This window comes from Streptomyces seoulensis, assembly GCF_004328625.1.
Lineage (GTDB): Bacteria > Actinomycetota > Actinomycetes > Streptomycetales > Streptomycetaceae > Streptomyces > Streptomyces seoulensis.
In genome coordinates, this window is record NZ_CP032229.1 from 610,694 (window position 1) to 635,409 (window position 24,716).

The following is a 24,716-nucleotide window of genomic DNA, read 5'->3' on the forward strand; positions in this document are numbered from 1 at the left end:
AGCCTCCGTTTCCCAGGAAGGAACCACCCATGTCCCCATCGGTCCGCGCCAGCCGGGCCAGGGCGCAGCTCACCCTCAAGGAGCCGCCGGCCTCGGTCGGCGCCAAGCCCGGCGGCACGCTCGCGCGGCTCGACCTCCAGTTCAACCCGTCGACGCTGGAGCTGAGCAAGTCCACCGAGTGGCGGCGCTCCCCCGCCCGCATGGCGGGCGAGTCGGCGCTGCCTGAGTTCGTGGGCAGTGGTCCCCGGGTGCTGAGCCTGGAGGTTTTCCTGGACGCGACGGCCACCCACGACAACTCCGTGGAGCAGGCCGTGGAGAAGCTGATGAAGGCGTGCGTGCCCACGCAGGCGAGCCTCGGCCGGAAGAAGCCGGCGAGCCCCTGGGTGCGGTTCGAGTGGGGCACGGCGCGTACGACGTCGTTCGACGGGGTGCTGTCCAGCCTGTCGGTGTCGTACACGCTGTTCGACGTGGACGGGAAGCCGCTGCGGGCCACCTGCTCGCTGTCCATCGAGGAGGCGAGCGTCGACCCGCCGGGGCAGAACCCCACCTCGGGCGCGCGGACGGCGCGCAGCACGCACACGCTGGTGGCGGGCGACAGCCTGGCGATGCTCGCCTGGCGGGAGTACGGGGACGCGACGGCCTGGCGGGCCATCGCCGAGGCGAACGGCATCGACGACCCGATGGCGCTGGAGCCGGGCACCGAACTGGTGGTGCCCGGACTGCGGGACGCCGGGTACGAGGAGGAGGAACGGTGACGGCTGCGGAGTCGGGTGACGTCCGGTCGTTCGCGGCCGACCCGGTCGTCGAGGCGCCGGGCGAGCTGCCGAAGACCTGGGCGACACAGCTGGTGAGCTGTGTCATCGAGGAGAGCGTGGGGCTGCCGGACACGGCGGTGCTGACCTACCGCGATCCGCAGCACGAGTTCCTCGCCGCGACCGGCGTCACGATCGGCACCCCGCTGAAGGTGTCGGTGGTGACGGTGAAGGGGCAGGCGAGCGAGCCGCTGTTCAGCGGTGAGGTGACGGCGCTGGAACTGGACCGGGACGGCACCGGCACGTTCACCGTGGTGCGCGCGTACTCCAAGGCGCACCGCTTGCAGCGCGGCCGGAAGGTGGTGGCGTACCGGGACATGACGACGGCGGCGATCATCCGCAAGGTCGTGACCTCGGCGGGGCTGGCCTGCGGCAAGGTGGAGGCGCCGGCGGTCACGCACAAGCAGCTCTCGCAGGCGAACGTCTCCGACTGGGACTTCCTGCAGTATCTGGCGGGCGAATGCGGGGCGCAGGTACGGGTGGACGACAAGGGGGTCGTCCAGTTCACGCGTCCGGTGAAGGCATCCGGGGCGCCGTCGCCGTCGACGCCCGCGACGCGGAGCCCGCTGGTGCTGGAGTACGGGCGGAACCTGCTGGCGCTGCGGGCGTCGCTGTCGATGGCGGACGCGGCGCAGAAGGTGCAGGTGCGCGGGTGGGACGCGACGACCAAGCGGGCGGTGGTGGCCGAGCAGGCGTCCATCACCAGCGGCACGGTGGTGCCGGGTCTGAATCCGGCGTCGGTGAACCGGTTCGGGAAGAAGACCCAGGTGACGGTGGCCGACACCCCGTACCGCACGCAGGCGGAGGCGGCGGCGGTGGCGCGGGCGACGGCGGAGCAGGTGAGCGCGTCCTACGGTGACCTGGAGGCGCTGACCACCGGAAATCCGGCGCTGCGCGCGGGCAAGGCGGTCGCGCTGGGCAACGTGGGGCCGGCCTTCTCGGGGCGGTACACGGCGACGGCGGTGCAGCACGTGCTGGAGCCGCACGGCGGTTACCGGACGACCCTGTGGGTCAGTTCCCGCCCGGACCCCTCGCTGACCGGGCTGTCCGGTGCCGGGGCCGGAGGATCGCGCGGTGCGCGCATTCCGGGTCTGGCGATCGGCGTGGTCACCGACGTACGGGAGCCGAACGGCGCGGAGCAGGGCGCGGTCCGGCTCAAGTTCCCCTGGCTGGACGATACTTATGTCTCGGACTGGACGCGTACCGTGCAGTGGGGCGGCAAGGGCGGCGGCGGTGTGGTCAGCCCCGAGGTCAACGACGAGGTGCTGGTCGGGTTCGAGCAGGGGCTGCTGGACAGTCCCTACGTCCTCGGCGGGCTCTACAACGGCGTGGACAAGCCGTCGAAGCACGATGTCCCGCTGATCGACAAGACCAGCGGGAAGGTCAACCGGCGCTCCGTCGTGTCGCGTTCGGGGCACCGGCTGGAGCTGCTGGACGCGCCCCGGCCGGGTCCGTCGGGGCTGCGGCTGGTGACGGCGGACAAGCGTCTGGAGGTCCGGATGGACGACCGCGAGGACCGGATCGAGGTGACGGTGTACCGCTCGCCGGGGCAGGTGGGCACGTCGATGGTGCTGGACAAGCAGGACATCACGCTGAGCGCGCCCCGGGGCGAAGTGACCCTGAAGGGGCGCCGGGTGACGATCGACGGACAGTCGCGGGTGTCCGTGTCCGGGCGCGCGGTGGCGGTGACCGGACGCTCCTCCGTCGAGGTGGACGGTGGTCTGCTGGGTGTCCTGAAGGCCAAGCTCATCCGGATCAACTGAGCTGTCCCGCAAGCTTGTTGTTGTCGATTACCGAGGAGTCCACGATGCCGGCCGCAGCCCGTACCGGTGATCCGACGAGCCATGGCGGCCGGATCACCACCCCGCCGCCCATGGCCGCCGCGCGGGTGGCGACCGTGCTGATCGGGGGCCGTCCGGCCGCCGTGGTGGGCAGCCTGCACGTGTGCGTGGTCCCGCCGCACGCGGCCACCGGCCCGGCGAACGTGATCATCCCCGACCCGATGGCGCTGGTCGGCGAGGGCGTGCTGATCGGTGGGCTGCCGGCCGCGACGATGGGCGACAAGACGGCGTGCCAGGCGCAGATCGTGATGGGTGAGTTGAGCGTGGAGATAGGTGGCGTGCTGTGAGCGAGCGGTTCATCGGCCGGGGCTGGGCGTTCCCGCTGCGGGTCGGCCCCACCGGCGGCATCGCCATGGTGGAGCGGGCGCGGGAGATCGAGGAGGCCATCCGGCTGGTCCTCGGCACCGCGCCCGGCGAGCGGCCGATGCGGCCCGAGTTCGGCTGCGGCATCCACGACTACGTCTTCGCGCCGGGCGACGGCGACACGGCGGGCCGGGTCGCGCAGCAGGTCCGGGAGGCCCTGGAGCGGTGGGAGCCGCGGATCTCCGTGGACGACGTGGTGGTGGCCTTCGACGCGGTGGACGCCGGGACGCTCTACATCGACGTGCACTACACGGTGCGGTCCACCAACGACCGGCGCAATCTGGTGTTTCCGTTCTACACGATCCCCTCCGAGGAGGGTGTCGAGGAAGTGGTCGGCGACTGATGGTCCTGCCCTCCCCCAATCTGGACGACCGGCGCTTCCAGCAGCTCGTCGACGAGGCGAAACGGTATGTGCAGCAGCGTGCCCCCGAGTGGACCGACCACAACGTGTCGGACCCCGGTGTCACGCTGATCGAGACGTTCGCCTATCTGGTGGACCAGCTGCTGTACCGGCTGAACCGGGTCCCGGAGAAGAACTACCTGGCGTTTCTCGATCTGTTGGGCATCCGGCTGTTCCCGCCGTCGGCCGCGGCAGCCGAGGTCGACTTCTGGCTCTCCGCGCCGCAGCCGGAGCCGGTGACGCTGAGTGCGGGCACCGAGGTGACGACGGCGGCCGGCGAGGACGAGGACTCCGTCGTCTTCGCCACCACCGGTGAACTGCGCATCGTGCCGAGCGAGTTGATCAGGCTGGTGACGGCGCCGCGCGGCGGTGAGCAGACCGACCGGACGAACGCGCTGGCCGAGGGCCGGGACGTGCCCTGCTTCCAGACCACGCCCGAGCCCGGTGACGCGCTGCTGTTCGGGCTGCCGACGGCGGTGCCGCGCTGTGTGGTCGCCGTCCGCCTGGACAGCCGGGTCGAGGGCGTCGGCGTCGACCCGCGCCAGCCCCCGCTGGTCTGGGAGGCGTGGGACGGCACGCGCTGGCTGCGCTGCGAGACCGGCGAGGACACCACGGGCGGTCTGAACCGGCCCGGCGAGATCATCGTGTACGTCCCGGCGTCGCACACGGCGTCGGTGATCGGCGGGACGCACGCGGGCTGGCTGCGCTGCCGGGTGGTGCCGGCCGAACCGGGCCAGCCGTTCTACTCCGAGTCGCCGACCGTGCGGGAGGCCGCCGTGTTCACGGTGGGCGGCACCATGACGGTGGAGCACGCGGAGACGGTGACGGACGTGCCGCTCGGCGCCTCCGAGGGCGTCGCGGGACAGACGTTCCGCCTCGACCGGCCGCCGGTGCTGCTGGACGGCGAGCCGCCCGTGGTGGAGGTGTCCTCCGCCGACGGCTGGCAGCGCTGGCAGGTGGTCGAGCACTTCGGCCGCTCCGGCCCCGAGGACCGGCATGTACGGGTGGACGCCACCTCGGGCGAGTTCGGGTTCGCGCCCGCGCTGCGCGAGCCCGACGGCACGCTGCGCCCGTGCGGCGCGGTGCCGCCCAAGGGCGCCCAGGTCCGGGTGGCCCGCTACCGCACCGGCGGCGGCCCGGCGGGCAACGTGGCGCGCGGCGCGATCAACGTGCTGCGCAGTTCGGTGCCGTACGTGGCCCGGGTCGGCAACCGGGAGGCGGCCCGTGGCGGGGTCGCGGGTGAGACGGTGGCCAACGCCCGGCTGCGCGCCCCGCAGGCGCTGCGCATGCAGGAGCGCGCGGTGACCGCCGAGGACCACGAGATCATCGCCCGGCAGGCGGCGCCGTCGGTGCGCCGGGTGCGCTGTCTGCCGGCCGCCGACGAGCCGGGCGCGGTCCGGGTGCTGGTGGTGCCGGACGCGGTGCCCGACGACGACGGCCGGGTTCGCTTCGAGCAGCTCATCCCGTCCGACCAGGTGCTCGCCGCGATCACCGAGGCCCTGGACGAGCGGCGCCTGATCGGCACCCGCCTGGTGGTGGAGCCGCCGGTCTACCAGGGCGTCACCGTGGTGGCCCGGCTCACCGCCCCGGCCGCCGTCGCGGACCGGGTACGGGCCACCGCACTGGCCGCGCTCTACGACCACCTGGACCCGCTGCACGGCGGCCCCGACGGCACGGGCTGGCCGTTCGGGCGCCCGGTGCAGTACGGGGAGGTGTTCGGCGTGCTCCAGCGTGCCGTGGGGGACGTGCTGGTGGAGGACATCCGGCTGTTCCCGGCCGACCCGGTGACCGGGCGACGCGGTACGCCGGTGGACCGGGTCGACATCGGCGCGGGCGCGCTGGTCTTCCCGTACCAGCACCAGGTGGTCGTCACTGCGGCGGAGCCGGAGGCGCGGGTATGAGCCGCGCCGCGATACCCGGCCTGCCGAGCCGCCATCCGATCGGCGGCCAACTGCCCGCGCTGTACGCGGAGGACGACTTCGCCCAGCGGTTCACCGCCGGTCTGGACACGGTCCTGGCCCCGGTGTTCAGCACGCTCGACAACCTGCCCGCCTACCTCGACCCACGGGTGGCCCCGGCCGACTTCGTCGCCTGGCTCGCCTCCTGGGTGGGCGGCGTGGACGACCCGCGCTGGCCGCTGGAGCTGCGTCGCGAGGCCGCGGTCCGGGCGATGGAGCTGCACCGCTGGCGCGGTACGAAGCGCGGTCTGGTGGAGGCGCTCCGGCTGATCCTCGGGGTACGGGCCGAAGTGGTGGGCGACGGGGGCGCCACCTGGTCCGGCACCCCGGGCAGCGAGCTGCCGCCCGCGCCGGACGCGGAGATCGTCGTACGGGTGTGGCCCGGCCGGGATACGGCGGTCGAGGAGTCACGGGTCCATGAACTGATCCGGGCCCTGGTCCCGGTGCACACGCGATGCCGGGTCGAGGTCCTTTCCGCCGCGCCCTCCGGCTCCGGCGAAGGAGAGTGACGGCCATGCGCGAGTGTCCCGCCTGCGGGGCGGCGAACGAGGCGACGGACGACTTCTGCGGCAACTGCGGAAGCTACCTGGGCTGGTCGGAGGGGTCGGACCGGTCCTCGCGGAGCCGGAGCGGAGCGGCTGCCGCCGTACCCGCGGAACCGGTCGCGGAACCGGAACCACAGCCGGAACCCGCGCCCGAGTCGGCCGCCGAGCCCGCGCCCACCCGGCGCGACGAGGCCGAGCCGCCCACGCCGACGCCCGCACCGGTACCGGTACCGGAACCGACCCCGGCACCGGCCCCCGCGCCCACGCGCCCGGTGGCCCCCGAGCCGCCCGCTCCCCAGCCCGTCAAGCCGGCCAAGGCGGTCGCGCCGCGTCCGGTGGTCCGGCCGCTCCCGGCGGACGAGGACACGTCCGGCATCCCGTGTCCGGTCTGCCGTACGCCCAACCCGCCGCACCGCCGTTTCTGCCGCAAGTGCGCCGCGCCGCTTGCGCCCGTCGCGGCGGCGGAGCCGCTGCCGTGGTGGCGCACCGTGTGGCCGTTCCGGCGGCGCACCCGGGCCGGCTCGGGCGCGCTGACGCGGCTGCTGGTGATCCTCGCGGTGGTGCTGGCGCTGTGCGTGGCGGGGTTCCTGCTGCTCCCGGCCGGGCGGAAGCTGATCGAGGACACGCGGGACAAGCTGGGCACGCCGAAGGCAGTCAGCCCCACCCGGGTCATCGCCACGGCCGAACTGCCCGGCCACCCGGCCAAGCTGACCACGGACGGCCTCGCCAACCGCTACTGGGCGATCCCGGGCAGGAGCGCGTCGGTGACGTACTCCTTCGCCAAGCCGTTCCGGTTCGTGGACGTCATCTTCACCAACGGCCCGTCGAGGAACGCGGAGGACTACGGCACCCAGGCCCGCGCCCTCCACCTGGCCATGGACGTCTACTCCGAGGACGGCAAGGTCGAGCGCAAGGAGATCGACCTGAACGACAAGCCCGGCGCGCAGCCCCTCGCGGTCGGCATCAGCCACGTCACCTCGATCCGGCTGACGCTCAGCGACCCGGTCGGCCTGTCCGGCGGCCGGCACGTCGCGCTGGGCGAGGTGGAGTTCTTCCAGCGGACGTGACGCGGCGGACGTGAGGCTCAGGAGGCCGTGGAGTCCAGCGCGCGCAGGGCGTTCTCCACGACCTCCGTCAGGGCCGGATGAATCCACAGCGGCCTCCGTGCGAGGTCGCGCGCGGTGATGCCGAAGGTCTGGGCCACGACCAGCGGCTGGACGAGGGTGGCCGCCTGCGGGCCGAGCAGATGGGCGCCGAGCAGGCGGCCGGTGCCCCGGTCGACGAGCACCTTGCAGAAGCCCTGGGTCTCCTCCAGCGCCCAGCCGTAGGCCACGTCCTCGTACCGGTGCGTGGCGGTCACGTAGTCGAGGCCCTGCTCGCGGGCCTCCTGCTCGGTGAGGCCGACCTGGGCGATCTGCGGGCGGCTGAACACGGCGGCGGGCACCGCGTCGTAGCTCATGGTGCGAAGGTCGCCGGGGTGCAGGAGGTTGTGCGCGACCACCTCCGCCTCACGGTTGGCGACATGCTTGAGCGGTACGGCCGTGGAGACGTCCCCGAGCGCCCACACGCCCTCGGCACTGGTGCGCAGGTGCTCGTCCACGGTGACGCGGCCGTCCTCGGCGTCGATCCCGGCCGCGTCCAGGCCGAGCCGGTCCCCGTTGGGGCGGCGGCCGACGGCCACCAGCAGGGTGTCGGCACGCAGTTCGGTGCCGTCGTCCAGGGTGAGCCGCAGATCGCCGGGCTCGCCGGAGACCCCGGTCAGCTCCCGGCCGAGGCGCAGGTCCCACCGGTCGCGCACGATGGTGGTGAACGCCTCGGAGACCGACTCGTCCTGCTGGGCCAGCAGCCGGTCCTGCTGCTCGACCACGGTGACGTGGCTGCCCGCCGAGTGGAGGACATGGGCGAGTTCGGCCGCGATGTACCCGCCGCCGAGCACGACCAGCCGCTCGGGCGGGGCGTCGAGGCGCATCACGGTCTCGGAGGTCTCGTACGGCAGCCCGGAGTCGGCGACCACCGGGGGTGCGACGGGCCGGCCGCCGACCGCGACCACGATCCGGCCGGCCCCCAGCTCCACCGGGCCGCTCTCCGTCTCGACGGTGAGCCGGCGCTCGCCGGTGAAGCGGGCCCGGCCCCGGTACACGGTGACGTGGTCCGAGGCCCGGCGCCCCTCCTCGCCCTCCTTGGCGTCGGCGTCGAGGCGCCCGAACACCCGCTCGCGGACGTCGGCCCAGCGCACCCGGCGCAGCTCGGCGTCGACGTCGTGCCGGTGGGCGTCGCGGACGGTGTCGGCCACGTCGGCGGTGGCGGCGAGCATCTTGCTGGGGATGCAGCCCGCGTTGAGGCAGGTGCCGCCGAAGGGGCCCTCGGTGACGATCGCGACGTCCAGGTGGGCGAAGCGGTCGTCGACGAGGGCGTTGCCCGTCCCGGCTCCGATGACGATCAGGTCATGAGTGCGCATGCCGGGAACGTGTCCCTTCGGCGGGCCTTCATGCCCGTTCGCCCGGTCAGCGGGTGATGCGGACCAGCTTGTGGTTGGCGAACTCCTCCATGCCGAAGCGGCCCAGTTCGCGGCCGAAGCCGGACCGCTTGACCCCGCCGAAGGGCAGCTCGGCGGCGGTGCCGGCCGGGCCGCCCAGGAACACCATGCCGGTGGCCAGGCGCTGGGCCACCCGCTCGGCCTGCTCGTCGTCGTCGGTCTGCACCGAGGCGCTCAGCCCGTACGGCGAGTTGTTGGCGAACTCGACCGCCTCGTCCTCGGAGCCCACCTTGAACAGCAGCGCGACCGGGCCGAACAGCTCCTCCTGGTAGGCCCGCATGTCGGGCGTGATGCCGGCGAGCACCGTCGGCTCGTACCAGGCGCCCGGCCGGTCCATGCGGCGGCCGCCGGCCAGCACGGTCGCGCCCTTGGAGACGGCGTCCTGGACCTGCTCGTCCAGGGTCTGGACGGCCTTCTCCGAGGAGAGCGGGCCCATGAAGGTGCCGGGGTCGGTGGGGTCGCCCGGGACGATGCGGCGGATCGCCTCGGTGTACTGCTCGGCGAAGTCATCGTAGTGCTCGTCCAGCGCGATGATCCGCTTGGAGGCGTTGCACGCCTGGCCCGCGTTGAGCATGCGGCCCTGGAGGGTGTTCTTCACGACGCGGGACATGTCCGAGACGCCGAGGATCAGGTACGGGTCGGAGCCGCCCAGCTCCAGCACGACCTTCTTCAGGTTCCGGCCCGCGATCTCGGCCACGGCCGCGCCCGCCCGCTCGGACCCGGTGAGGGAGACGCCCTGGACACGGTCGTCGGCGATCACGTCCTCGATCTGCTCGTTGGTGGCGAAGATGTTGACGTACGCCCCCTTCGGCAGCCCGGCGTCCTGGAAGATCCGCTCCATCTCCAGCGCGGACTCCGGACACTGCGGGGCGTGCTTGAGCAGGATCGCGTTGCCCAGCATGAGGTTGGGCGCGGCGAACCGGGCGACCTGGTAGTACGGGAAGTTCCACGGCATGATCCCGAGCAGGGTGCCGACGGCCTCCTTGCGGATGACGGCACGGCCGCCGGAGGCCACGTCCAGCTCCTCCTCCTTCAGGAACTCCTCGCCGTGGTCGGCGTAGTAGCGGTAGATCGAGACGGCGATGTCGATCTCGCCGAGGCCCTGCCGGACCGGCTTGCCCATCTCGCGGGTGATGATCGCGGCGAGCTGGTCCTTGCGCTCCTCGTAGAGGTCGGCCACCCGGTGCAGCACCGCCGCGCGCTCCTCGGGCGGCCGGGCGGCCCACTCGCGCTGGGCGGTGTCGGCGGCTTCGAGCGCCTCGCGCAGTTCGGCGTCGGTCGCGGTCGGGTACTCCCGCTCGGTCTCGCCGGTGGCGGGGTTGACGATTCGGTAGTGCTCCATGACGTCCTCTCGTTCTCCGGTCCGGAAAGCCGCGGTGCGGGTGGCGGCCGCCGGGCGTTACCGGACGGTACGACCGATCGGGTACCCCTGGGCAGGTCCGGAACACACCGGGACGAAGTTGCCGGGCGGCAAGAGTCTCGGGCGGAGGGGTCGTGCGGAGCGCGATCGGGGGTAAGGGGGCCGCATGGCGAAGACCGATCACTCCCGAATCCTGCGAGCCGTACGGCAGTTGCGCCGGGTGCGTGCCTTCTACGCGACCGGCGTGGCCCTGTGGCTCACCGCCGCGGTCTGGACGGGGTGGATGCATCCCGGCAGTGCCCAGATGTGGGTCTCCGTGCTCCTCCTCACCCTGTTCGCCGGGCTGCTGGTCACGGCGACGCTCTGGCTCCAGCGGCTGCGCACCTCGGACGAGGACGCTCCGGCCCACCACGCGGCGCCGGGACGGAAGATCACCGCCCAGCACGCCTGAGGGGCGGGCCGGAGCCCCGGTTCACGCCTTCACGCCGCGAGGTCGTGACCGGGGTGCAGTACCACCTTGGTGTAGCCCTCGATCCGTTTGTCGAACTTGTCGTACGCCTGCGGGGCGTCCTCCAGCGGGAGTTCGTGGGAGACCACGAAGCTGGGCCGGGCGCGACCGGAGGCGATCAGGTCGCGCAACTGGCGGTTGTACTTCTTGACGTTGCACTGGCCGGTGCCCATCTTCTGGCCCTTCTCGAACATCTTGCCGATGGGGACCAGGAGTTGGCCGTGCTTGGCGTTCTCGTCCGGGCCGCCGGGGTCGGACGGCACGTACAGGCCCGGTATGCCGAGCCGGCCGGTGGGGCGGACCGTCTCGACCAGTTGGTTGAGGACGATCGCGGGTTCCTCGTGGCCGCTCTCGTCGCCCTTCTGGGCCTGGTAGCCGACGGCGTCGATGCCCTTGTCGGTGCCCTCGCCGTTCGTCTGGGCCTTGATCTGCTCGGCCGGGTCGCCCTGGGTGAAGTCGATCGGGATGGCCCCGATCTCCTCGGCCTTGGCGAGCCGTTCGGGCACCTTGTCGACCACGAACACCTTGGACGCCCCGCGCAGCAGCGCCGAGTAGGCGGCCATCAGGCCCACCGGCCCGGCCCCGTACACCGCGACCGTCTCGCCGGGTGAGACCTGGGCGAGTTCGCAGCCGTGGTAGCCGGTCGGGAAGATGTCGGCCAGCAGGATGTAGTCGGTCTCGTTCTCGTCGCCCTCGGGCAGCTTCAGGCAGTTGAAGTCGGCGAAGGGCACCCGCAGCCGCTCCGCCTGGCCGCCCGTGTACGGGCCCATGGCCACATAGCCGTACGCGCCGCCCGCGAAGCCGGGGTTCACCGTCAGGCAGAACCCGGTCTCCCCGGCGAGGCAGTTCTTGCAGAACCCGCACGCGACGTTGAACGGCATCACGACGCGGTCCCCCACGGACAGCGAGGTCACGCCGTCGCCGACCTCCTCGATCACGCCCAGGTTCTCGTGGCCGAACACGATGCCCGGCTCGGCCGCCGTGCGCCCCTCGTACATGTGCAGGTCGGAACCGCAGATCGCGGACGAGGTGATGCGGACGATCACGTCGTTGGGGTGCTGGATCTGCGGATCGTCGACCTCTGTCACCGTGACGCTGAAGGGCCTCTCGTAGACAACGGCTTTCACCTGCGTCACCTCCGCGTCTCGTGCCGGATCGCGGTGGCGGGGCGGGCCGGTGCCGGACGCGCGGAAGGCGTGGCCGTGCCGGGGCCCGTGGCCCTCGCTCCACCGCCGTTGCTTCCAGGTAACGCCCCCTGGCGGGGCGCTGCAACCTCCGTGCGGATTGGCGAAGTTTTTGCCTGTGGCCGGTTCGCGGCGCCCCCGCGCTGCTCACCCGGCAGATACCGGCTTTCGCTTCGGCAAAGTGCGGCCCGAAACCGGCGGTGGTACGTGTCGTGGAGGTTACGCGGCCGTTGACCGGGGCCGGTGCCGGGCGGACGCTCGTCATATAGGTGCTCGATACAACTGGTTTGGCGACCGGACCGAAGATCGCGGGAAACCGCAGGTCAGCAACGGGTCGGCCGTGCGCCGGAGGAAGGAGACAGCACATGTGCGGCATCACCGGCTGGGTGTCCTACGACCGTGATCTCGGCGCCGAGGACGCCGTGTTGGATGCGATGACCGAGACGATGGCCTGCCGGGGTCCGGACGACCGGGGCGTCTGGGCCGAGGGGCCCGCCGCGCTGGGTCACCGCCGGCTCGCCATCATCGACCTGCCCGGCGGACGCCAGCCGATGTCGGTGGCGACGCCCCAGGGGAACGTCGCCCTCGTCTACTCGGGCGAGGCGTACAACTTCACCGAGCTGCGCCGCGAACTCGGCGACCGGGGACACCGGTTCACCACCGACTCCGACACCGAGGCCGTGCTGCGCGGCTACCTGGAGTGGGGCGACTCGGTGGCCGAGCGGCTGAACGGCATGTACGCCTTCGCCGTGTGGGACGGGCGGCACGACAAGCTGGTGATGATCCGCGACCGGATGGGCATCAAGCCGTTCTACTACCAGCCCACCGCCGACGGCGTCCTCTTCGGCTCCGAGCCCAAGGCGATCCTCGCCAACCCGCTGGTCCGCCCCCGGGTCGCGCTGGACGGGCTGCGGGAGCTGTTCACCATGGTCAAGACGCCGGGCCACGCGGTGTGGGACGGCATGCGCGAGGTCGAGCCGGGCACCGTCGTCACCGTCGACCGCTCCGGCCCGCGCACCCGGGTGTACTGGCGGCTTGAGACCCGCCCGCACACCGACGACAAGGACACGACGATCGGAACCGTCCGCACGCTGCTGGACGACATCGTGCGCCGCCAGCTCGTCGCGGACGTGCCCCGCTGCACCCTGCTCTCCGGCGGCCTGGACTCCTCCGCCATGACCGCGCTGGCCGCCGGGCAGCTCGCGGAGCAGGGCGAGAAGGTCCGCAGCTTCGCGGTCGACTTCGCCGGGCAGACGGACAACTTCGTCGCGGACGAGCTGCGCGGGACCCCCGACACCCCTTACGTCCACGACGTGGCCCGGCTCGCCGGCACCGACCACCAGGACATCGTCCTGGACGTGCAGTCCCTCGCCGACCCCGCCGTCCGCGAGAAGGTGATCCGCGCCCGCGACCTGCCGGCCGGGTTCGGTGACATGGACGCCTCCCTCCTGCTGCTCTTCCGGGCCATCCGGGACCGGTCCACGGTGGCGCTGTCGGGCGAGTCGGCGGACGAGGTGTTCGGCGGCTACCTCCAGTTCTTCGACGAGGAGGCCCGGCAGGCGGACACCTTCCCCTGGCTGGTGCGCTTCGGCCGCCACTTCGGCGACGACACGGGCGTGCTGCGGCCCGAGCTGACGGAGGCGCTGGACCTGAAGGGGTACATCGCGGACGGGTTCCGCACGGCGGCCGCCGGGGTCGAACGGCTCGACGGCGAGAGCGACCTGGAGTTCCGCATGCGGCGGATGTCCTACCTCCACCTCACCCGGTTCGTGCGCGTCCTGCTCGATCGCAAGGACCGGATGAGCATGGCGGTCGGGCTGGAGGTGCGGGTGCCGTTCTGCGACCACCGGCTCGTGGAGTACGTCTACAACACGCCCTGGGCGCTGAAGTCGTTCGACGGCCGAGAGAAGAGCCTGCTGCGGGAGGCAACGGCGGACGTGCTGCCCCGCTCGGTCTACGACCGGGTCAAGAGCCCCTACCCCTCCACCCAGGACCCGGGCTACGGCCGCGCCCTGCAGACTCAGGTCATGGACCTGCTGGCCAAGCCGTCCCACCGGGTCTTCGACCTGCTCGACCGGGAGAAGGTGCGCCGGATCGCGGAGAGCGGGTCCCTGGCCGGCGCCCAGGCGGCCCGGCGAGGGCTGGAGCGGACGCTCGACCTCGCGACCTGGCTGGACCTGTACGCACCCGAGGTGACCCTCGGCTGAGCCGCGCGGCAGGGGTGTGGAGGGCGTCGACGGCGCCCTCCGCACCCTTTTGTGTGCCGTCGTCCCGCCGCCCGACTCCCTTTCTGCAAAGGGAAGTTGACTGAACTTCACCCTTCTTCAGCACATCCTCTTGACTGGTACAGACCAATGCGTTTGAGTGTGGCCTCACACCCCCCATCACGGCCGCCCCCCACGCCTTCGCCGGTGTCTCCGGCATACCCGCAGTGAGCGCGCCCGCGCTCCGCCCTGCGCTGGAACGGCCGTGGCACATCTAGGAGTTGATTCAGTGTCGAGACGGCACATCTCCGCCGCGCTGGCCGCCCTCGCCCTCGCCGTGGCACCCGCCCTGCTGCCGGCACCGGCCGCTTCCGCCGCCCCCGCGGCCTCCTGTTCGAGCTACCCGAACTGGGTGGCCGGCAAGTCGTACCGGACCGGTGACATCGTCCGGTACACCGACGGCAAGGCGTACATCGCCGAGCACGACAACCCGGGCTACGACCCGATCATCAGCACCTGGTACTGGGACCCGTACAACTGCGACGGCGGCGGCGGGACCACGCCCGTCGGCAACTTCGTCGTCACCGAGGCCCAGTTCAACCAGATGTTCCCGAACCGGAACTCGTTCTACTCCTACAGCGGGCTGGTGAACGCGCTCGGCGCCTACCCCGGCTTCGCCAACACCGGCAGTGACACGGTGAAGAAGCAGGAGGCCGCGGCCTTCCTCGCCAACGTGAACCACGAGACCGGCGGCCTGGTCTACGTGGTCGAGCAGAACACCGCGAACTACCCGACGTACTGCGACTGGAGCCAGTCGTACGGCTGCCCGGCCGGGCAGGCGGCGTACTACGGGCGCGGTCCGATCCAGCTGAGCTGGAACTTCAACTACAAGGCGGCGGGCGACGCGCTCGGCATCGACCTGCTGCACAACCCGAACCTGGTGCAGAACGACAGCGCCGTCGCCTGGAAGACCGGCCTCTGGTACTGGAACACCCAGTCCGGACCGGGCTCCATGACGCCGCACAACGCCATGGTGAACCAGGCGGGCTTCGGGCAGACGATCCGCAGCATCAACGGCTCCCTGGAGTGCGACGGCCGCAACCCGGGCCAGGTGCAGAGCCGCGTCGACGCCTACCAGCGCTTCGCGCAGATCCTCGGCGTCTCCCCCGGTGGCAACCTCTACTGCTGAACCTCCGCAGCTGACGAGGCGACGCTCCCGGCGCGCCACGGCCACCCCGGCCGTGGCGCGCTCGTGCGTCACCGGGCGCCGCACCGAGGTGCCCGAGGTGTGGGTGCCGCGACAAAGGGCACTCAGAGACGGCACACGGTACGTCCAGCGCCCGGGAGGCGGACGATGGGACCACTGGCAGCCCTGCCGACACCACCGGGCGTGTACACCCCGCAGCACGACACCGATCTCATCGCCCGCGTCCTGGAGAAGGAGCACCTGGACGCCCGCTCCGCCGTGCTCGACCTGTGCACCGGCAGCGGCGCCCTGGCCGTGCGGGCCGCCGCGCGCGGGGCGCGGGTCACCGCGGTCGACATCTCCCGGCGGGCCCTGGCCACCGCGTGGTGCAACGCGCTGCTCGCCGGGCAGTGCATCTCGGTGCGCCACGGCGACCTCGTCTCGGCCGTGCCGGGCCGCCGGTACGACCTGGTGGTGAGCAACCCGCCCTACGTGCCCGCGCCCGCCCTGAGGCCGCCGAGCCGGGGTTCCGCGCGCGCCTGGGACGCCGGGCCGGACGGGCGGATCTTCGTGGACCGGATCTGCGACGCCGGCGCCGGAGTGCTGCACCGGGGCGGTGTCCTGCTCCTGGTGCACTCCGCGCTGTGCGGCACCGCGCCGACCCTGGACCGGCTCACCGGCGCGGGTCTGGACGCCACCGTGGTGGACCGGGCCACCGTGCCCTTCGGCCCCGTGCTGCGCGAGCGCCGTTCCTGGCTGCACAGCCGGGGCATGCTGCGCGACCGGCACGAGGACGAGGAGGAGCTGGTGGTGGTCCGCGCCGTGCGCCGGTGACCCGTACGGCCCGTTTCGGCGGCCTTCAGCGGGTACTCGTGCGGGACGGACCCGAGGACCCGAGCCGGAAGGACGGTGGTCGGCCGTGGGCCGAGAAGCCGAGAACGCGACGAGCGTGACGATCACCCCCGACGGCCCGCTGCTGCTGCCCGGACCCGTCGAGGTGACCCTCCCGGACGGCACGGTCGTCACCTCGCGGCGCTTCACGGTCGCGCTCTGCGTCTGCCGCCGCAGCCGCATCTACCCCTGGTGCGACACCAGCCACCGCCGCCGCACGAAGTCCGCGAAGGAGACCCGGTGACCGCGCCCGCACTCCCCCAGCCGCGCGGGGTCCTGTCCGCCGCCGTCGTCGCCGCGCTGAACAGCGGTGACACCGCCCTGGACAGCACGGTCCCGCCCGCCGTCGACCCGTACGGCGACGACCTCCAGCTCGCCCTGTACGTGCTCTACGAGCTGCACTACCGGGGCTTCGCGGGCGTGCCCGACGAGCTGGAGTGGGACCCCGGGCTGCTGGCGCTGCGCCGCTCGCTGGAGCGGCCGTTCCTCGCGGCCCTGCGCCGGGACGTACCGCAGGGCACGAGCGCCGGGGAGGCGCTGGACGCGCTGCTGGTCGAGCCGGTCGGGCACGACGACAGCAGCGTCAGCCACCATCTCCAGCGCGACGGCGAGCTGTGGCAGCTCACCGAGTACGCGGCGCTGCGCTCGCTGTACCACCTGAAGGAGGCCGACCCGCACGCCTGGGTCATCCCGAGGCTGCGCGGCCGGGCCAAGGCGGGCATGGTGGCCGTCGAGTTCGACGAGTTCGGCGCCGGCCGCCCCGAGGAGATCCACGCCCGGCTCTACGCCGACCTGATGGACGACCTCGGCCTGGACACCGCCTACGGCCACTATCTCGACCGGGCGCCGGCCGTCGCGCTGGCCACGGTCAACCTGATGTCCCTGTTCGGGCTGCACCGCGCGCTGCGGGGCGCCCTGGTGGGGCACTTCGCCACCGTCGAGGTGACCTCGTCGCCGGGTTCCCGCCGGATGGCGGCGGCGATGCGCCGTGCCGGTGCGGGAAGGGCCGCGCAGCGGTTCTACGACGAGCACGTGGAGGCGGACGCCGTGCACGAGCAGGTGGTCCGCCGGGACGTGGTCGGCGGGCTGCTGGCCGACGAACCGTACCTCGAACCCGACATCGCCTTCGGCGTGCACGCCACCGGCCTGCTGGAGGACCGGCTCGGCGCGCAGGTGCTGAAGGCGTGGCGCCAGCAGCACAGCGCCCTGCGGACAGGCGGCGCGCCGCTGCCGTGACCGTCGTACGACACGGACAGCGGCCCGGACCGACGAGGTCCGGGCCGCTGTCCGTGTACGGCGTGAGCGGGGCTCAGGCGTCCAGGAGCTGGTTGAAGAAGGTGCGGTACTGCTGGAGTGCCACCCGCAGGCCCTCGGTCTCGACCTGCTCGCCGCGGCTCCACTGGCCCTCGAGTTCCTTCTTGTGGTCGGCGAAGGTCGCGGCCAGCGACTGGATGACGTCCGCGACCAGCGCGTCCGCCGAACGGACCGCGTCCTTGGGGTCGTCGACGAAGGTGCCCTGGATCTTGGCCCAGCGCTCGCGGTAGGTGTCCGCCTCCTGGTGGGCGATCAGCGGGTCGGCGCCCTCGTCCACCGAGCGCGGCTGTCCACCGTCCGGCCGCTGGTCGGCGTCCGGGCGCCGGTCGTGGTCGTCCCGCCCGGCCAGGGGGGTGTGCTCGGGAGCGCCGGCCGGCTCGCCCGTGGCGGTCCGCCCGGGTACGTTCTCCCGATCGCCGGTGGCGGTGCGGCCGCCTGGGGCGTCCCGCCGGTCGTCGGAAAGGACCGACGCCTCACCGGGGTAGGCCGGCGGGGGCGTGTCGGAGGAGGCAGGCGCGCGGTCGGCCGTGTGACCGGCCGTGGGGTCGACCGCGGGGTCGGCCGGGCGGTCCGGGCGCGCCCCGGGCAGCGGGCCGGAGCGGGCGTCCGGCGCGGCGTCGTGGCCGGTGTCGGACGGTGCGTCCCCACGCGGCTCGGACAGGGGACCGGAGCGGGCGTCGGGACGGCTGTCCCGGCCGGGGCGGGCCAGGTCCTCCGTGCTCAACTCACCCTCGCCGGGGCCGCTGTTGGTGTGCCGATCTGACATGACAACCTCGTTTCCGCTCGTGCCGTGATGAAAGTGCGCGCCGGGTCAGGCCGCGTCGTGCCCGGTGCTCTCGTGGTGCGGGGGACGGCCGCTGCCCAGCAGGTCGTCGAAGAGGGTGCGGTAGCGCACCATGGCGCCGCGCAGTTCCTCGGTGGTCGCCTCGCCGTTCTCGTTGCGGAGGTTCACGTCGTGGGCGTCGCGGTAGTGCTCCAGGGTCTGCGCGTGCTCCACGGACAGGTCCCGCAGCTGCTGCTCGAAGCCCTCGGTGGGGTAACCGCGGTCGCGCATGAGCTGGGTGACCAGGCGGTCGGCGTCGTCGACGCTCTGCGCCGGGTGGTCGACGAACCGCTCCTGCGTGCCCCGCCACTCGGTGGCGTAGCGGTCCCGCTCCTCGGGGGACAGCTCCTTCAGGTCGAGGTCGCGGTGCCGCTTCTCGCGGGCCTGCAGTTCGCGCTCGGCCTCCCGCCTGCTCTCGCCGGACTGCACGGCCCGGTCGTACTCGGGGCCGAACTTCTCCTGGAGGCGGCGGCTGCGACGGCGCGTCATGAGCCAGACGCCCGCGGCGATCAGGATCAGGATGACCACGATGGGAATCAGAATGGCGAGCAGCGTTGCGGTGGACATCGCCTCTCCCGCTGGGTGAGTTGAGTGGACGAGGCGGCCGGATCGACGGCCTGCCGGTTACTCCGCCCGAGTACCCCGGCGCCGTTCCCGCACACCGCCGAAGACCCGGCGCGCGGGCGGGTGATTGCCCGCGCGTGGGGACGGGTACGCGGAGTCGGCACCGCGCGGCCCGGCGTCCGTCGTACGGCGGGCCGCCTCCCTCCTCGGAGTCCTTGACGGCTCCTCGCGACCTGGACGGGGATGAGGGCATGAGCCGACGGCACACTCAGGACGACACGGCCCGCGTGCCGCGCGCGCGTTCAGGCACGGCCGGCCGCCGGGAGCGCACCGGGACCGAACCGGTCACCGCCCGCAGCGCGCTGAAGCTCCGCCTGGTGCTCAGCGTGGCCGGGCTGCCGGTCTTCGTGCTCGGTACGGTGGTCTTCGCCGTCTGGGCGGGAGCGGTGGGCCGGCAGGACGTGCCGGACCCGACCCAGCTCACGGTGCTGGCCGTCATCTGCGGTGTGCTCGCGCTGTTCGCGGCCGCGGACCTCGTCGTGGTCCTGCTGCGCCTGGCGCGCGAACGCGCGGGTCACACTCCTCGGCGGGACGCCTGACTGCCGCTTTCCTCGGCGGAGTTGGACCTCGCACTCCTCACCAGGGTTCCAGGACCGCCTTGATCATGCCGTCCCTCTTCGCCTGGAACGTCTCGTACGCCGCGGGCGCCTGTTCCAGCGGGAGGGTGTGGGTGGCGAAGGTGTCCACGCCCAGCGGGTCCTCGTCGGTGAGCAGCGGGAGGATGTCGTCGACCCAGCGGTGCACGTTGGCCTGGCCCATGCGGAGCTGGATCTGCTTGTCGAACAGGGTGAGCATCGGCATCGGGTCGGCCATGCCGCCGTACACGCCGGACAGCGAGACGGTGCCCCCCCGGCGGACGATGTCGATGGCCAGGTGCAGCGCGCCGAGCCGGTCGACGCCCGCCTTCTCCATCAGGCGCTGGGCGAGGGCGTCGGGGAGCAGGCCGGTGGCCCACTGGGCGGCCTTGGCGAGGGGCGCGCCGTGCGCCTCCATGCCGACGGCGTCGATGACGGAGTCCGCGCCGCGTCCGTCGGTGACGTCGCGGATCGCGTCGGCCAGGTCGTCGCCGTACTCGCCGAGGTCGTAGACCCTGATGCCGTGTTGGCGGGCGCGGGCGAGGCGTTCGGGGACGAGGTCGACGCCGATGACGTTCTCGACGCCCCGGTGCCGGGCGATGCGGCAGGCCATCTCGCCGATCGGGCCGAGGCCGAGGACCACGAGGGTGCCGCCGGGCGGTACGTCGGCGTACTCGACGGCCTGCCAGGCGGTCGGCAGTACGTCGGAGAGGTAGAGGAAGCGCTGGTCGGGCGGGCCGTCGGGGATCTTGACGGGGAGTTGGTCGCCGAACGGCACCCGGAGGAACTGGGCCTGGCCGCCGGGGACCTGGCCGTAGAGCTTGGTGTAGCCGAACAGGGAGGCACCCTTGTCGTGGTCGTGGACCTGAGTGGTCTCGCACTGGGAGTGCAGGCCCTGGCCGCACATGTAGCACTCGCCGCAGGAGACGTTGAAGGGCACCACCACACGGTCGCCGGGGGCGAGGGAGGTCACCTCGGAACCGGTCGCCTCCACGATGCCCATGGGCTCGTGGCCGAGGATGTCACCGGCGTCGAGGAACGGGCCGAGCACTTCGTACAGATGCAGATCCGATCCGCAGATCCCGCTCGACGTCACGCGGACGATGACGTCGGTGGGGTCCTGGATCTGGGGGTCGGGGACGGTGTCGACCCGGACGTCCTTCCTGCCCTGCCAGGTGAGAGCACGCATGTCGCCTCCAATGATGTGGGTACAGCGGCTCGCCCCGGCCGGGTACCCGGCGCTCCGGGGCTTACCCAACGGCCGCGCCGACTCCCGGTGTCAGCCGGAGGGCTCGTCGGGTACCGGCTGGTCGGGGCGCACCCCGGCGGTCTCCGGCGCGCCGCGCGGGCCGGCGCCCGCCTCGTCGGTGTCGGGCACTTCTTGGGCGTCGTCCTTCGTGGGCGCGTCCCAGGGGTCCCTGCCGTGGCTCGCCTGCTGGTCGGGCAGGTCCCTGGGGACGCGCCGGGCGTGATGCCGCTCGGTCATGGCTGTTCCTCCTGGTCAGGGGTCGGGGTCACCGCGTCGGGCGGTCCGTCGCGGGTACCCCTGGCCGGGCGGGGCATGCGGAGCCGAGGGGACCAAGAAATTGAACGTTTCGCGTTTCAGGACAAAGCAGGCGGATACCCGCACCCAGTCGTATCAACAGCTCAGAGGAAGTGTTCACGGTGGGCGCACCGAGCCTTACCCCGCAGGAAATACGCAGACTGGCCGAGATCGAGAGAGGCCTGGGCGAGGACAAGGTGCTCGCCCGTCGGCTGCGGACCATGCGCGACCCCGGCGGACCGGCGGCCTGGGCACGGCCGCGGAGGCTCGCGCTGGGGGTGGTCCTGGGCACGCTGACGACTCTGACGCTGCTCGGCCTCGACATCGTCTTCCGTCAGCCGTATCTGACCTGGGCGATCGCCGTCGTATGGCTGTTCACCGTGGCCGGTCTCGTGGGTCTGGTGGTGCGGGCGTGCCGTCGCTGGGAGGCGGCGGAGCGGGCCGGCCTGAAGACACCGTGGCCGATAGATCCGTCGCAGGTGTGAGGGGGGACCGGGAGATGCCGGAAGAACGGAACGACGAGGAAGCCGGGGAAACGAATCTGCCGCGCCCCCGGCGCCGGCTCACGGAGGAGGAGTTCCGAGAGCTGATGCGGGAGGCCCGGCAGGAGGCGCGCCGGCTTCGCTACGGCCGCCCGCCCGAGGAGGACTCGGCGGTCGCGCTGCGCACCCAGCACGCGGAGTTCGGCGCGGCGGCCCACTGAACCCTCTCACCACCCGTACTGATGACCGGTTCCGCTGGATAGGCTCAAGCGGACGGATCACGTCGGGGAGAGCGGGAGGGCGCGGGGTGACGGAGCTGGACATGGCCGGGTACCTGGGCGGTTACGCACGGATGCTGGCCGAGGTCTCCCACACCGGCAGGCGCCCCACCCGTACGGAACTGGACGAGCGGCGCGCCCTCGGGGAACGGGCCGCCGAGGCGGGACACAGCCTCCGGGCCCTGGTGCGCGGCCACTTGGCGGCCACCCGGACCGCGTGGCCAGACGGCACCCCGGCCCGCTCGGCCGGCTGGACACTGGCCGCCGTCGAGCAGGCGGTGGACGCCTTCGCCGAGGGGTACGAGCGGGCGCAGCGGCTCGCCGTACGCCAAGAGGAGGCCGCGCGGCGGGAGTTCATCGACGACCTGCTGTACGGCCGTAGCGACCTGGGCCGGCTGGCCGAGCGCGCCGAGCGGTTCGGCCTCGTGCTCTCCCACGCCCACGCGGTCGCGGTCGCGGAGGGCCCGGAGGCGTACGTCGACACCGCCCCGGTGACCCGGCAGGTGGAGTCGGCGCTGCTCACCCGGTTCAGTGAGCGGCGCGTCCTGCTGACCACCAAGAACGGCAGGCTGATCTGCATCGCCCCCGGCGACCAGGAAGAGGTGCTGCACTGCTTCGCCGAGCAGGTGCGCGCCACCCCGGACTGCGGCCGCGTCGCCCTCGGCCGCCCCCGGCAGGGCGCGGGCGGCGTGGTGCAGTCGTACGAGGAGGCACTGAGCACCCTGGAGCTGGCGGAGCTGCTGCGACTGCCCGAGCCGGTGGTCCGCGCGGCCGACCTGCTGGTGTACCCGGTGCTGCTGCGGGACCGGCAGGCGATGGCCGACCTCGTGCTGAGCGCGCTGGGCCCGCTGCGGGAGGCGCGCGGGGGCGCGGAGCCGCTGCTCGGGACGCTGGAGGCGTACTTCGACTCGGGGTGCCGGGGCGCGGAGGCGGCGCGGCGGCTGGCGCTGAGCGTGCGCGCGCTGACGTACCGGCTGGAGCGCATCCACCAGCTCACCGGCAACAATCCGGCCGACCCGGTGCACCGGTACACGCTGCAGACGGCCGTGATCGGGGCGCGACTGCTGGGGTGGCCCGCGCGGGAGCTGTGAAAGGGGGGCCCGCGCGCAGGCAGGCCCCCCGTCCGCTCTCCCGGCTCAGCCGGTGATCTCGACCTTGCCGTTGTCCGTGGCGGGACGCTCCACGCTCGCGGCGGCACGCTCGGTGACGCCCTTGAGGAGCTGGGTCAGGTCGACGCCGGTGGTGGAGCCGAGCAGTTCGAGGCCCTGGGCCACGTTGTCGGCGACCGCGCGGGGAATCCGGCCGGCGCCGTCGGTGGAGATGACCGTCATCTTGCCCACGGCGCTGAGCGGCTCGGACGCCTTGGCGACGACCTCGGGGAGCACGGCCACCAGCATCTGGAGGACGGCCGCGTCACCGTACTGCTCGTACGCGTCCGCCTTCTTGCGCATGGCCTCGGCCTCGGCGCTGCCCTTGGCGGTGATGGCCGCGGCCTCCGCGTCGCCCTCCAGCCGGACCGCCTCGGCGGCCGCCGCGCGGCGGGACCGCTCGGCCTCACCCTGCTTGAGACCCTCGATGGCCTCGGCCTCGGCCAGCGCGCCACGGCGCTGCTTCTCGCCCTCACCGGTGAGCCGGGACCGCTCCGCCTCGGCCTCGGCCGCCGCGATGGCCGCCAGCCGCTCCGCCTCGGCCTGCTTGACGCGGGCGACCCTGCGGGCCTCCGCCTCCTGCTCCGCGGCGTAGCGCTGGGCGTCGGCGGGCTTGCGGACCTGGGTGTCGAGCTGACGGTCGGTCAGCGCGGCTTGGCGCTCGGCGACCCGTTCCTGCTCCAGGAGGATCTCCTGCTGGCGGGCGGCCTCGGCGAGCGGTCCGGCCGCCGCGGCGCGGGCGGCGGCCTCGTCGGTCTCCGCCTTGATCTCCGCCTGCTTCAGCGCGAAGGTCCGCTGGGCGACGGCGATCTCCTCGGCGGCCTTGAGCCGGGCCTGCTCGGCGGCCCGCTGGGCGACGGCCTCCGCGATGTCGGCCTCCTGCCGGGCGCGGGCGGCCTCGGGCCGGCCGAGGTCCTCCAGGTAGGAGCCCTCGGTGGTGATGTCCTGGATCTGGAACGCGTCCAGCACCAGGCCCTGCCCGGACAGGCTCGACTCGGCCTCTTCCGCGACCTGCCCGGCGAAGGCGGCGCGGTCGCGGATGACGTCCTCCACGGACATCCGGCCGACGATGGCGCGCAGCGCGCCGGAGAGCACTTCCTGGGTGAAGCCGACGATGCCGTCCTGCTGCATCAGGAACCGCTGGGCGGCGGCGCGGATGGAGTCCTCGGTGCCGCCGACCTTGACGATGGCGACACCGTCCAGGTTGGCCTTCACCCCGCGCAGGGTGACCGCGCCGCGCACCGCGACCGGGATGTGCCGCGAGGACAGGTCGAGCGTGAACCGCTGCTGCACGAACGGGACCACGAACACACCGCCGCCGACGACGACCTTCTGGCCGCTGTTGTCGGTGAAGACGCGCCCGGTCTCCGGATCGGTGGACTTCTTGCCCCGGCGCCCGGTGACGATGAACGCCTCGCTCGGCCCGGCCACCTTGTAGCGGCTGACCACGGTGAGCGCCAGCAGCACCAGGAGTACGACGACTCCGGCCACGGCGATGAACACAGGACTCATATCCAGGCCCCCATACGTTGAGACACGCAAGACACGAACACATGACACCCCGTCAGGGGTGGACGACTACGCGGTGGTGAGCCGGGTTCAGCGTTCCACCGGGCGCACCACGACCGAGGTCGGCGACGGCACCGCCTCGACCCACACCTCGCTGCCGCGCGCCACCGGCACCGCGCTGCGGGCGGCGAACTTGACGGTCTGCCCGCCGAGCCGGACGAGGACCTCGCCGAAGCCGCCGGCCGGGATGGCCGTCACCACGTTGCCCGAGGTGCCGAGCAGGTCGTCGCCGGTCGGGGTCGCGTCCGTCTGGTCGCGCAGCAGCAGCCGGCTCAGGCGGTACGTCAGCCAGGCCGTGCCCACCCCCGCCACCGCGCCGATCGCGGTGGCCCCCACCGGGGCGATGCCGAGGCCGTCGTGGGCGATGACTCCGCCGAAGCCGGTCATCGACAGGAACCCCGCGATGACCGGCAGCGACAGCCACCCGTCGAGCGCGCCCCCCAGCGCGCCGTCGAACAGGCCGTCCAGCAGCCCGTCGAAGATCAGCGACAGGACGAGCAGCACGACCCCCGTGATGCCGATTCCCAGAAACCAGGCCATCCGCGCCGCCCCCCTTCCGCCCGCCGCTGATC

Annotated in this window: 26 protein-coding genes; 17 read left to right on the forward strand and 9 right to left on the reverse strand. The window is 72.7% G+C overall.

Translation table 11 applies throughout. The features are described from left to right. The first annotated feature begins 29 nt into the window (after positions 1-29). The 7 genes from D0Z67_RS02810 to D0Z67_RS02840 are packed head-to-tail and all read left to right on the forward strand — an operon-like array spanning position 30 to position 6,986. Positions 30-755, forward strand: coding sequence for a CIS tube protein (locus D0Z67_RS02810; RefSeq protein ID WP_031181815.1), 726 nt, complete (start codon positions 30-32; stop codon positions 753-755). Next, positions 752-2,575, forward strand: coding sequence for a VgrG-related protein (locus D0Z67_RS02815; RefSeq protein WP_031181816.1), 1,824 nt, complete (start codon positions 752-754; stop codon positions 2,573-2,575). The genes D0Z67_RS02810 and D0Z67_RS02815 overlap by 4 nt, the downstream gene beginning before the upstream one ends. Positions 2,576-2,619: 44 nt before the next feature. Then, entirely contained in the window at positions 2,620-2,940 is a 321-nt protein-coding gene (locus D0Z67_RS02820; RefSeq protein ID WP_031181817.1) for a PAAR domain-containing protein, read from the forward strand. After that, positions 2,937-3,359, forward strand: a complete 423-nt coding sequence (locus D0Z67_RS02825; RefSeq protein WP_031181818.1) for a GPW/gp25 family protein — start codon at positions 2,937-2,939, stop codon at positions 3,357-3,359. Before D0Z67_RS02820 ends, D0Z67_RS02825 begins: the two co-directional genes overlap by 4 nt. Then, positions 3,359-5,317, forward strand: coding sequence for a putative baseplate assembly protein (locus D0Z67_RS02830; RefSeq protein ID WP_031181819.1), 1,959 nt, complete (start codon positions 3,359-3,361; stop codon positions 5,315-5,317). The genes D0Z67_RS02825 and D0Z67_RS02830 overlap by 1 nt, the downstream gene beginning before the upstream one ends. Next, a complete protein-coding gene (locus D0Z67_RS02835; protein WP_031181820.1) occupies positions 5,314-5,883 on the forward strand; it encodes a phage tail protein in 570 nt (189 codons plus the stop codon). Before D0Z67_RS02830 ends, D0Z67_RS02835 begins: the two co-directional genes overlap by 4 nt. A 5-nt stretch (positions 5,884-5,888) precedes the next feature. Next, entirely contained in the window at positions 5,889-6,986 is a 1,098-nt protein-coding gene (locus D0Z67_RS02840) for a zinc ribbon domain-containing protein (protein ID WP_031181821.1), read from the forward strand. A 17-nt stretch (positions 6,987-7,003) separates the two neighbouring features. Here D0Z67_RS02840 and D0Z67_RS02845 read toward each other — a convergent pair whose 3' ends face one another. Then, complete coding sequence (locus tag D0Z67_RS02845) at positions 7,004-8,377, reverse strand: mycothione reductase (RefSeq protein ID WP_031181822.1); 1,374 nt, start codon at positions 8,375-8,377, stop codon at positions 7,004-7,006. Between the two features lie 46 nt (positions 8,378-8,423). After that, the gene (locus D0Z67_RS02850; RefSeq protein ID WP_031181823.1) at positions 8,424-9,797 is read right to left on the reverse strand and encodes an NAD-dependent succinate-semialdehyde dehydrogenase; all 1,374 of its coding nucleotides are present in this window, start codon (positions 9,795-9,797) and stop codon (positions 8,424-8,426) included. Positions 9,798-9,981: 184 nt separating this feature from the next. Between D0Z67_RS02850 and D0Z67_RS02855 the strand changes: the two genes are divergently transcribed. Then, a complete protein-coding gene (locus D0Z67_RS02855) occupies positions 9,982-10,266 on the forward strand; it encodes a hypothetical protein (RefSeq protein WP_031181824.1) in 285 nt (94 codons plus the stop codon). A 29-nt stretch (positions 10,267-10,295) separates the two neighbouring features. On the opposite strand, the gene D0Z67_RS02860 is transcribed toward D0Z67_RS02855, so the two are convergent. Then, the gene (locus D0Z67_RS02860) at positions 10,296-11,450 is read right to left on the reverse strand and encodes a glutathione-independent formaldehyde dehydrogenase (RefSeq protein WP_031181825.1); all 1,155 of its coding nucleotides are present in this window, start codon (positions 11,448-11,450) and stop codon (positions 10,296-10,298) included. Positions 11,451-11,872: 422 nt separating this feature from the next. Here D0Z67_RS02860 and asnB point away from each other — a divergent pair, with 422 nt between their 5' ends. The 5 genes from asnB to D0Z67_RS02885 all read left to right on the forward strand — a co-directional run bounded on the left by asnB (position 11,873) and on the right by D0Z67_RS02885 (position 17,024). After that, the gene (gene asnB / locus D0Z67_RS02865; protein WP_031181826.1) at positions 11,873-13,714 is read left to right on the forward strand and encodes an asparagine synthase (glutamine-hydrolyzing); all 1,842 of its coding nucleotides are present in this window, start codon (positions 11,873-11,875) and stop codon (positions 13,712-13,714) included. 286 nt (positions 13,715-14,000) lie between these two features. Continuing rightward, entirely contained in the window at positions 14,001-14,900 is a 900-nt protein-coding gene (locus D0Z67_RS02870; protein WP_031181827.1) for a glycoside hydrolase family 19 protein, read from the forward strand. Between the two features lie 165 nt (positions 14,901-15,065). Beyond that, positions 15,066-15,731: a HemK2/MTQ2 family protein methyltransferase gene (locus D0Z67_RS02875; RefSeq protein ID WP_031181828.1), complete on the forward strand. Its 666-nt coding sequence runs from the start codon at positions 15,066-15,068 to the stop codon at positions 15,729-15,731. Positions 15,732-15,816: 85 nt separating this feature from the next. Next, positions 15,817-16,032, forward strand: coding sequence for a CDGSH iron-sulfur domain-containing protein (locus D0Z67_RS02880; protein ID WP_031181829.1), 216 nt, complete (start codon positions 15,817-15,819; stop codon positions 16,030-16,032). Beyond that, positions 16,029-17,024, forward strand: a complete 996-nt coding sequence (locus tag D0Z67_RS02885) for an iron-containing redox enzyme family protein (RefSeq protein WP_031181830.1) — start codon at positions 16,029-16,031, stop codon at positions 17,022-17,024. The genes D0Z67_RS02880 and D0Z67_RS02885 overlap by 4 nt, the downstream gene beginning before the upstream one ends. A 73-nt stretch (positions 17,025-17,097) precedes the next feature. On the opposite strand, the gene D0Z67_RS30075 is transcribed toward D0Z67_RS02885, so the two are convergent. Both D0Z67_RS30075 and D0Z67_RS02895 read right to left on the reverse strand, forming a co-directional pair. Continuing rightward, positions 17,098-17,868, reverse strand: a complete 771-nt coding sequence (locus tag D0Z67_RS30075; protein ID WP_234312801.1) for a hypothetical protein — start codon at positions 17,866-17,868, stop codon at positions 17,098-17,100. A gap of 45 nt (positions 17,869-17,913) precedes the next feature. After that, on the reverse strand, positions 17,914-18,492 hold the full coding sequence (locus D0Z67_RS02895) for a hypothetical protein (RefSeq protein ID WP_051887802.1): 579 nt from the start codon (positions 18,490-18,492) through the stop codon (positions 17,914-17,916). Positions 18,493-18,740: 248 nt separating this feature from the next. Between D0Z67_RS02895 and D0Z67_RS02900 the strand changes: the two genes are divergently transcribed. Continuing rightward, entirely contained in the window at positions 18,741-19,088 is a 348-nt protein-coding gene (locus tag D0Z67_RS02900) for a DUF6343 family protein (protein ID WP_031181833.1), read from the forward strand. A gap of 37 nt (positions 19,089-19,125) precedes the next feature. Here D0Z67_RS02900 and D0Z67_RS02905 read toward each other — a convergent pair whose 3' ends face one another. Together D0Z67_RS02905 and D0Z67_RS02910 are read right to left on the reverse strand one after the other, a co-directional pair. Continuing rightward, positions 19,126-20,313: a zinc-dependent alcohol dehydrogenase gene (locus D0Z67_RS02905; RefSeq protein ID WP_031181834.1), complete on the reverse strand. Its 1,188-nt coding sequence runs from the start codon at positions 20,311-20,313 to the stop codon at positions 19,126-19,128. Between the two features lie 90 nt (positions 20,314-20,403). Continuing rightward, entirely contained in the window at positions 20,404-20,610 is a 207-nt protein-coding gene (locus tag D0Z67_RS02910; RefSeq protein WP_031181835.1) for a hypothetical protein, read from the reverse strand. A gap of 179 nt (positions 20,611-20,789) precedes the next feature. Here D0Z67_RS02910 and D0Z67_RS02915 point away from each other — a divergent pair, with 179 nt between their 5' ends. The 3 genes from D0Z67_RS02915 (at position 20,790) to D0Z67_RS02925 (ending at position 22,518) form a co-directional block, all read left to right on the forward strand. Continuing rightward, positions 20,790-21,152 (forward strand): DUF3040 domain-containing protein, encoded by a 363-nt coding sequence (locus tag D0Z67_RS02915; RefSeq protein ID WP_158713895.1) that lies wholly within the window; start codon positions 20,790-20,792, stop codon positions 21,150-21,152. A gap of 14 nt (positions 21,153-21,166) precedes the next feature. Then, a complete protein-coding gene (locus D0Z67_RS02920) occupies positions 21,167-21,370 on the forward strand; it encodes a hypothetical protein (protein WP_031181837.1) in 204 nt (67 codons plus the stop codon). 101 nt (positions 21,371-21,471) lie between these two features. Then, on the forward strand, positions 21,472-22,518 hold the full coding sequence (locus D0Z67_RS02925; RefSeq protein WP_031181838.1) for a PucR family transcriptional regulator: 1,047 nt from the start codon (positions 21,472-21,474) through the stop codon (positions 22,516-22,518). A 45-nt stretch (positions 22,519-22,563) separates the two neighbouring features. Here the strand turns inward: D0Z67_RS02925 and D0Z67_RS02930 are convergent, their stop codons facing one another. Both D0Z67_RS02930 and D0Z67_RS02935 read right to left on the reverse strand, forming a co-directional pair. Further along, on the reverse strand, positions 22,564-24,087 hold the full coding sequence (locus tag D0Z67_RS02930; RefSeq protein WP_031181839.1) for a flotillin family protein: 1,524 nt from the start codon (positions 24,085-24,087) through the stop codon (positions 22,564-22,566). 87 nt (positions 24,088-24,174) lie between these two features. Beyond that, on the reverse strand, positions 24,175-24,684 hold the full coding sequence (locus D0Z67_RS02935) for an NfeD family protein (RefSeq protein WP_031181840.1): 510 nt from the start codon (positions 24,682-24,684) through the stop codon (positions 24,175-24,177). Between the last annotated feature and the right edge of the window lie 32 nt (positions 24,685-24,716).

Bases quoted from the DNA above. Each gene is read 5' to 3' on its own strand.
- D0Z67_RS02810 (WP_031181815.1), top strand. From the start codon at position 30: ATGTCCCCATCGGTCCGCGCCAGCCGGGCCAGGGCGCAGCTCACCCTC.
- D0Z67_RS02820 (WP_031181817.1), top strand. From the start codon at position 2,620: ATGCCGGCCGCAGCCCGTACCGGTGATCCGACGAGCCATGGCGGCCGG.
- D0Z67_RS02830 (WP_031181819.1), top strand. From the start codon at position 3,359: ATGGTCCTGCCCTCCCCCAATCTGGACGACCGGCGCTTCCAGCAGCTC.
- D0Z67_RS02835 (WP_031181820.1), top strand. From the start codon at position 5,314: ATGAGCCGCGCCGCGATACCCGGCCTGCCGAGCCGCCATCCGATCGGC.
- D0Z67_RS02840 (WP_031181821.1), top strand. From the start codon at position 5,889: ATGCGCGAGTGTCCCGCCTGCGGGGCGGCGAACGAGGCGACGGACGAC.
- D0Z67_RS02845 (WP_031181822.1), bottom strand. From the start codon at position 8,377: ATGCGCACTCATGACCTGATCGTCATCGGAGCCGGGACGGGCAACGCC.
- D0Z67_RS02850 (WP_031181823.1), bottom strand. From the start codon at position 9,797: ATGGAGCACTACCGAATCGTCAACCCCGCCACCGGCGAGACCGAGCGG.
- D0Z67_RS02855 (WP_031181824.1), top strand. From the start codon at position 9,982: ATGGCGAAGACCGATCACTCCCGAATCCTGCGAGCCGTACGGCAGTTG.
- asnB (WP_031181826.1), top strand. From the start codon at position 11,873: ATGTGCGGCATCACCGGCTGGGTGTCCTACGACCGTGATCTCGGCGCC.
- D0Z67_RS02875 (WP_031181828.1), top strand. From the start codon at position 15,066: ATGGGACCACTGGCAGCCCTGCCGACACCACCGGGCGTGTACACCCCG.
- D0Z67_RS30075 (WP_234312801.1), bottom strand. From the start codon at position 17,868: ATGTCAGATCGGCACACCAACAGCGGCCCCGGCGAGGGTGAGTTGAGC.
- D0Z67_RS02895 (WP_051887802.1), bottom strand. From the start codon at position 18,492: ATGTCCACCGCAACGCTGCTCGCCATTCTGATTCCCATCGTGGTCATC.
- D0Z67_RS02900 (WP_031181833.1), top strand. From the start codon at position 18,741: ATGAGCCGACGGCACACTCAGGACGACACGGCCCGCGTGCCGCGCGCG.
- D0Z67_RS02905 (WP_031181834.1), bottom strand. From the start codon at position 20,313: ATGCGTGCTCTCACCTGGCAGGGCAGGAAGGACGTCCGGGTCGACACC.
- D0Z67_RS02910 (WP_031181835.1), bottom strand. From the start codon at position 20,610: ATGACCGAGCGGCATCACGCCCGGCGCGTCCCCAGGGACCTGCCCGAC.
- D0Z67_RS02920 (WP_031181837.1), top strand. From the start codon at position 21,167: ATGCCGGAAGAACGGAACGACGAGGAAGCCGGGGAAACGAATCTGCCG.
- D0Z67_RS02925 (WP_031181838.1), top strand. From the start codon at position 21,472: ATGGCCGGGTACCTGGGCGGTTACGCACGGATGCTGGCCGAGGTCTCC.
- D0Z67_RS02930 (WP_031181839.1), bottom strand. From the start codon at position 24,087: ATGAGTCCTGTGTTCATCGCCGTGGCCGGAGTCGTCGTACTCCTGGTG.
- D0Z67_RS02935 (WP_031181840.1), bottom strand. From the start codon at position 24,684: ATGGCCTGGTTTCTGGGAATCGGCATCACGGGGGTCGTGCTGCTCGTC.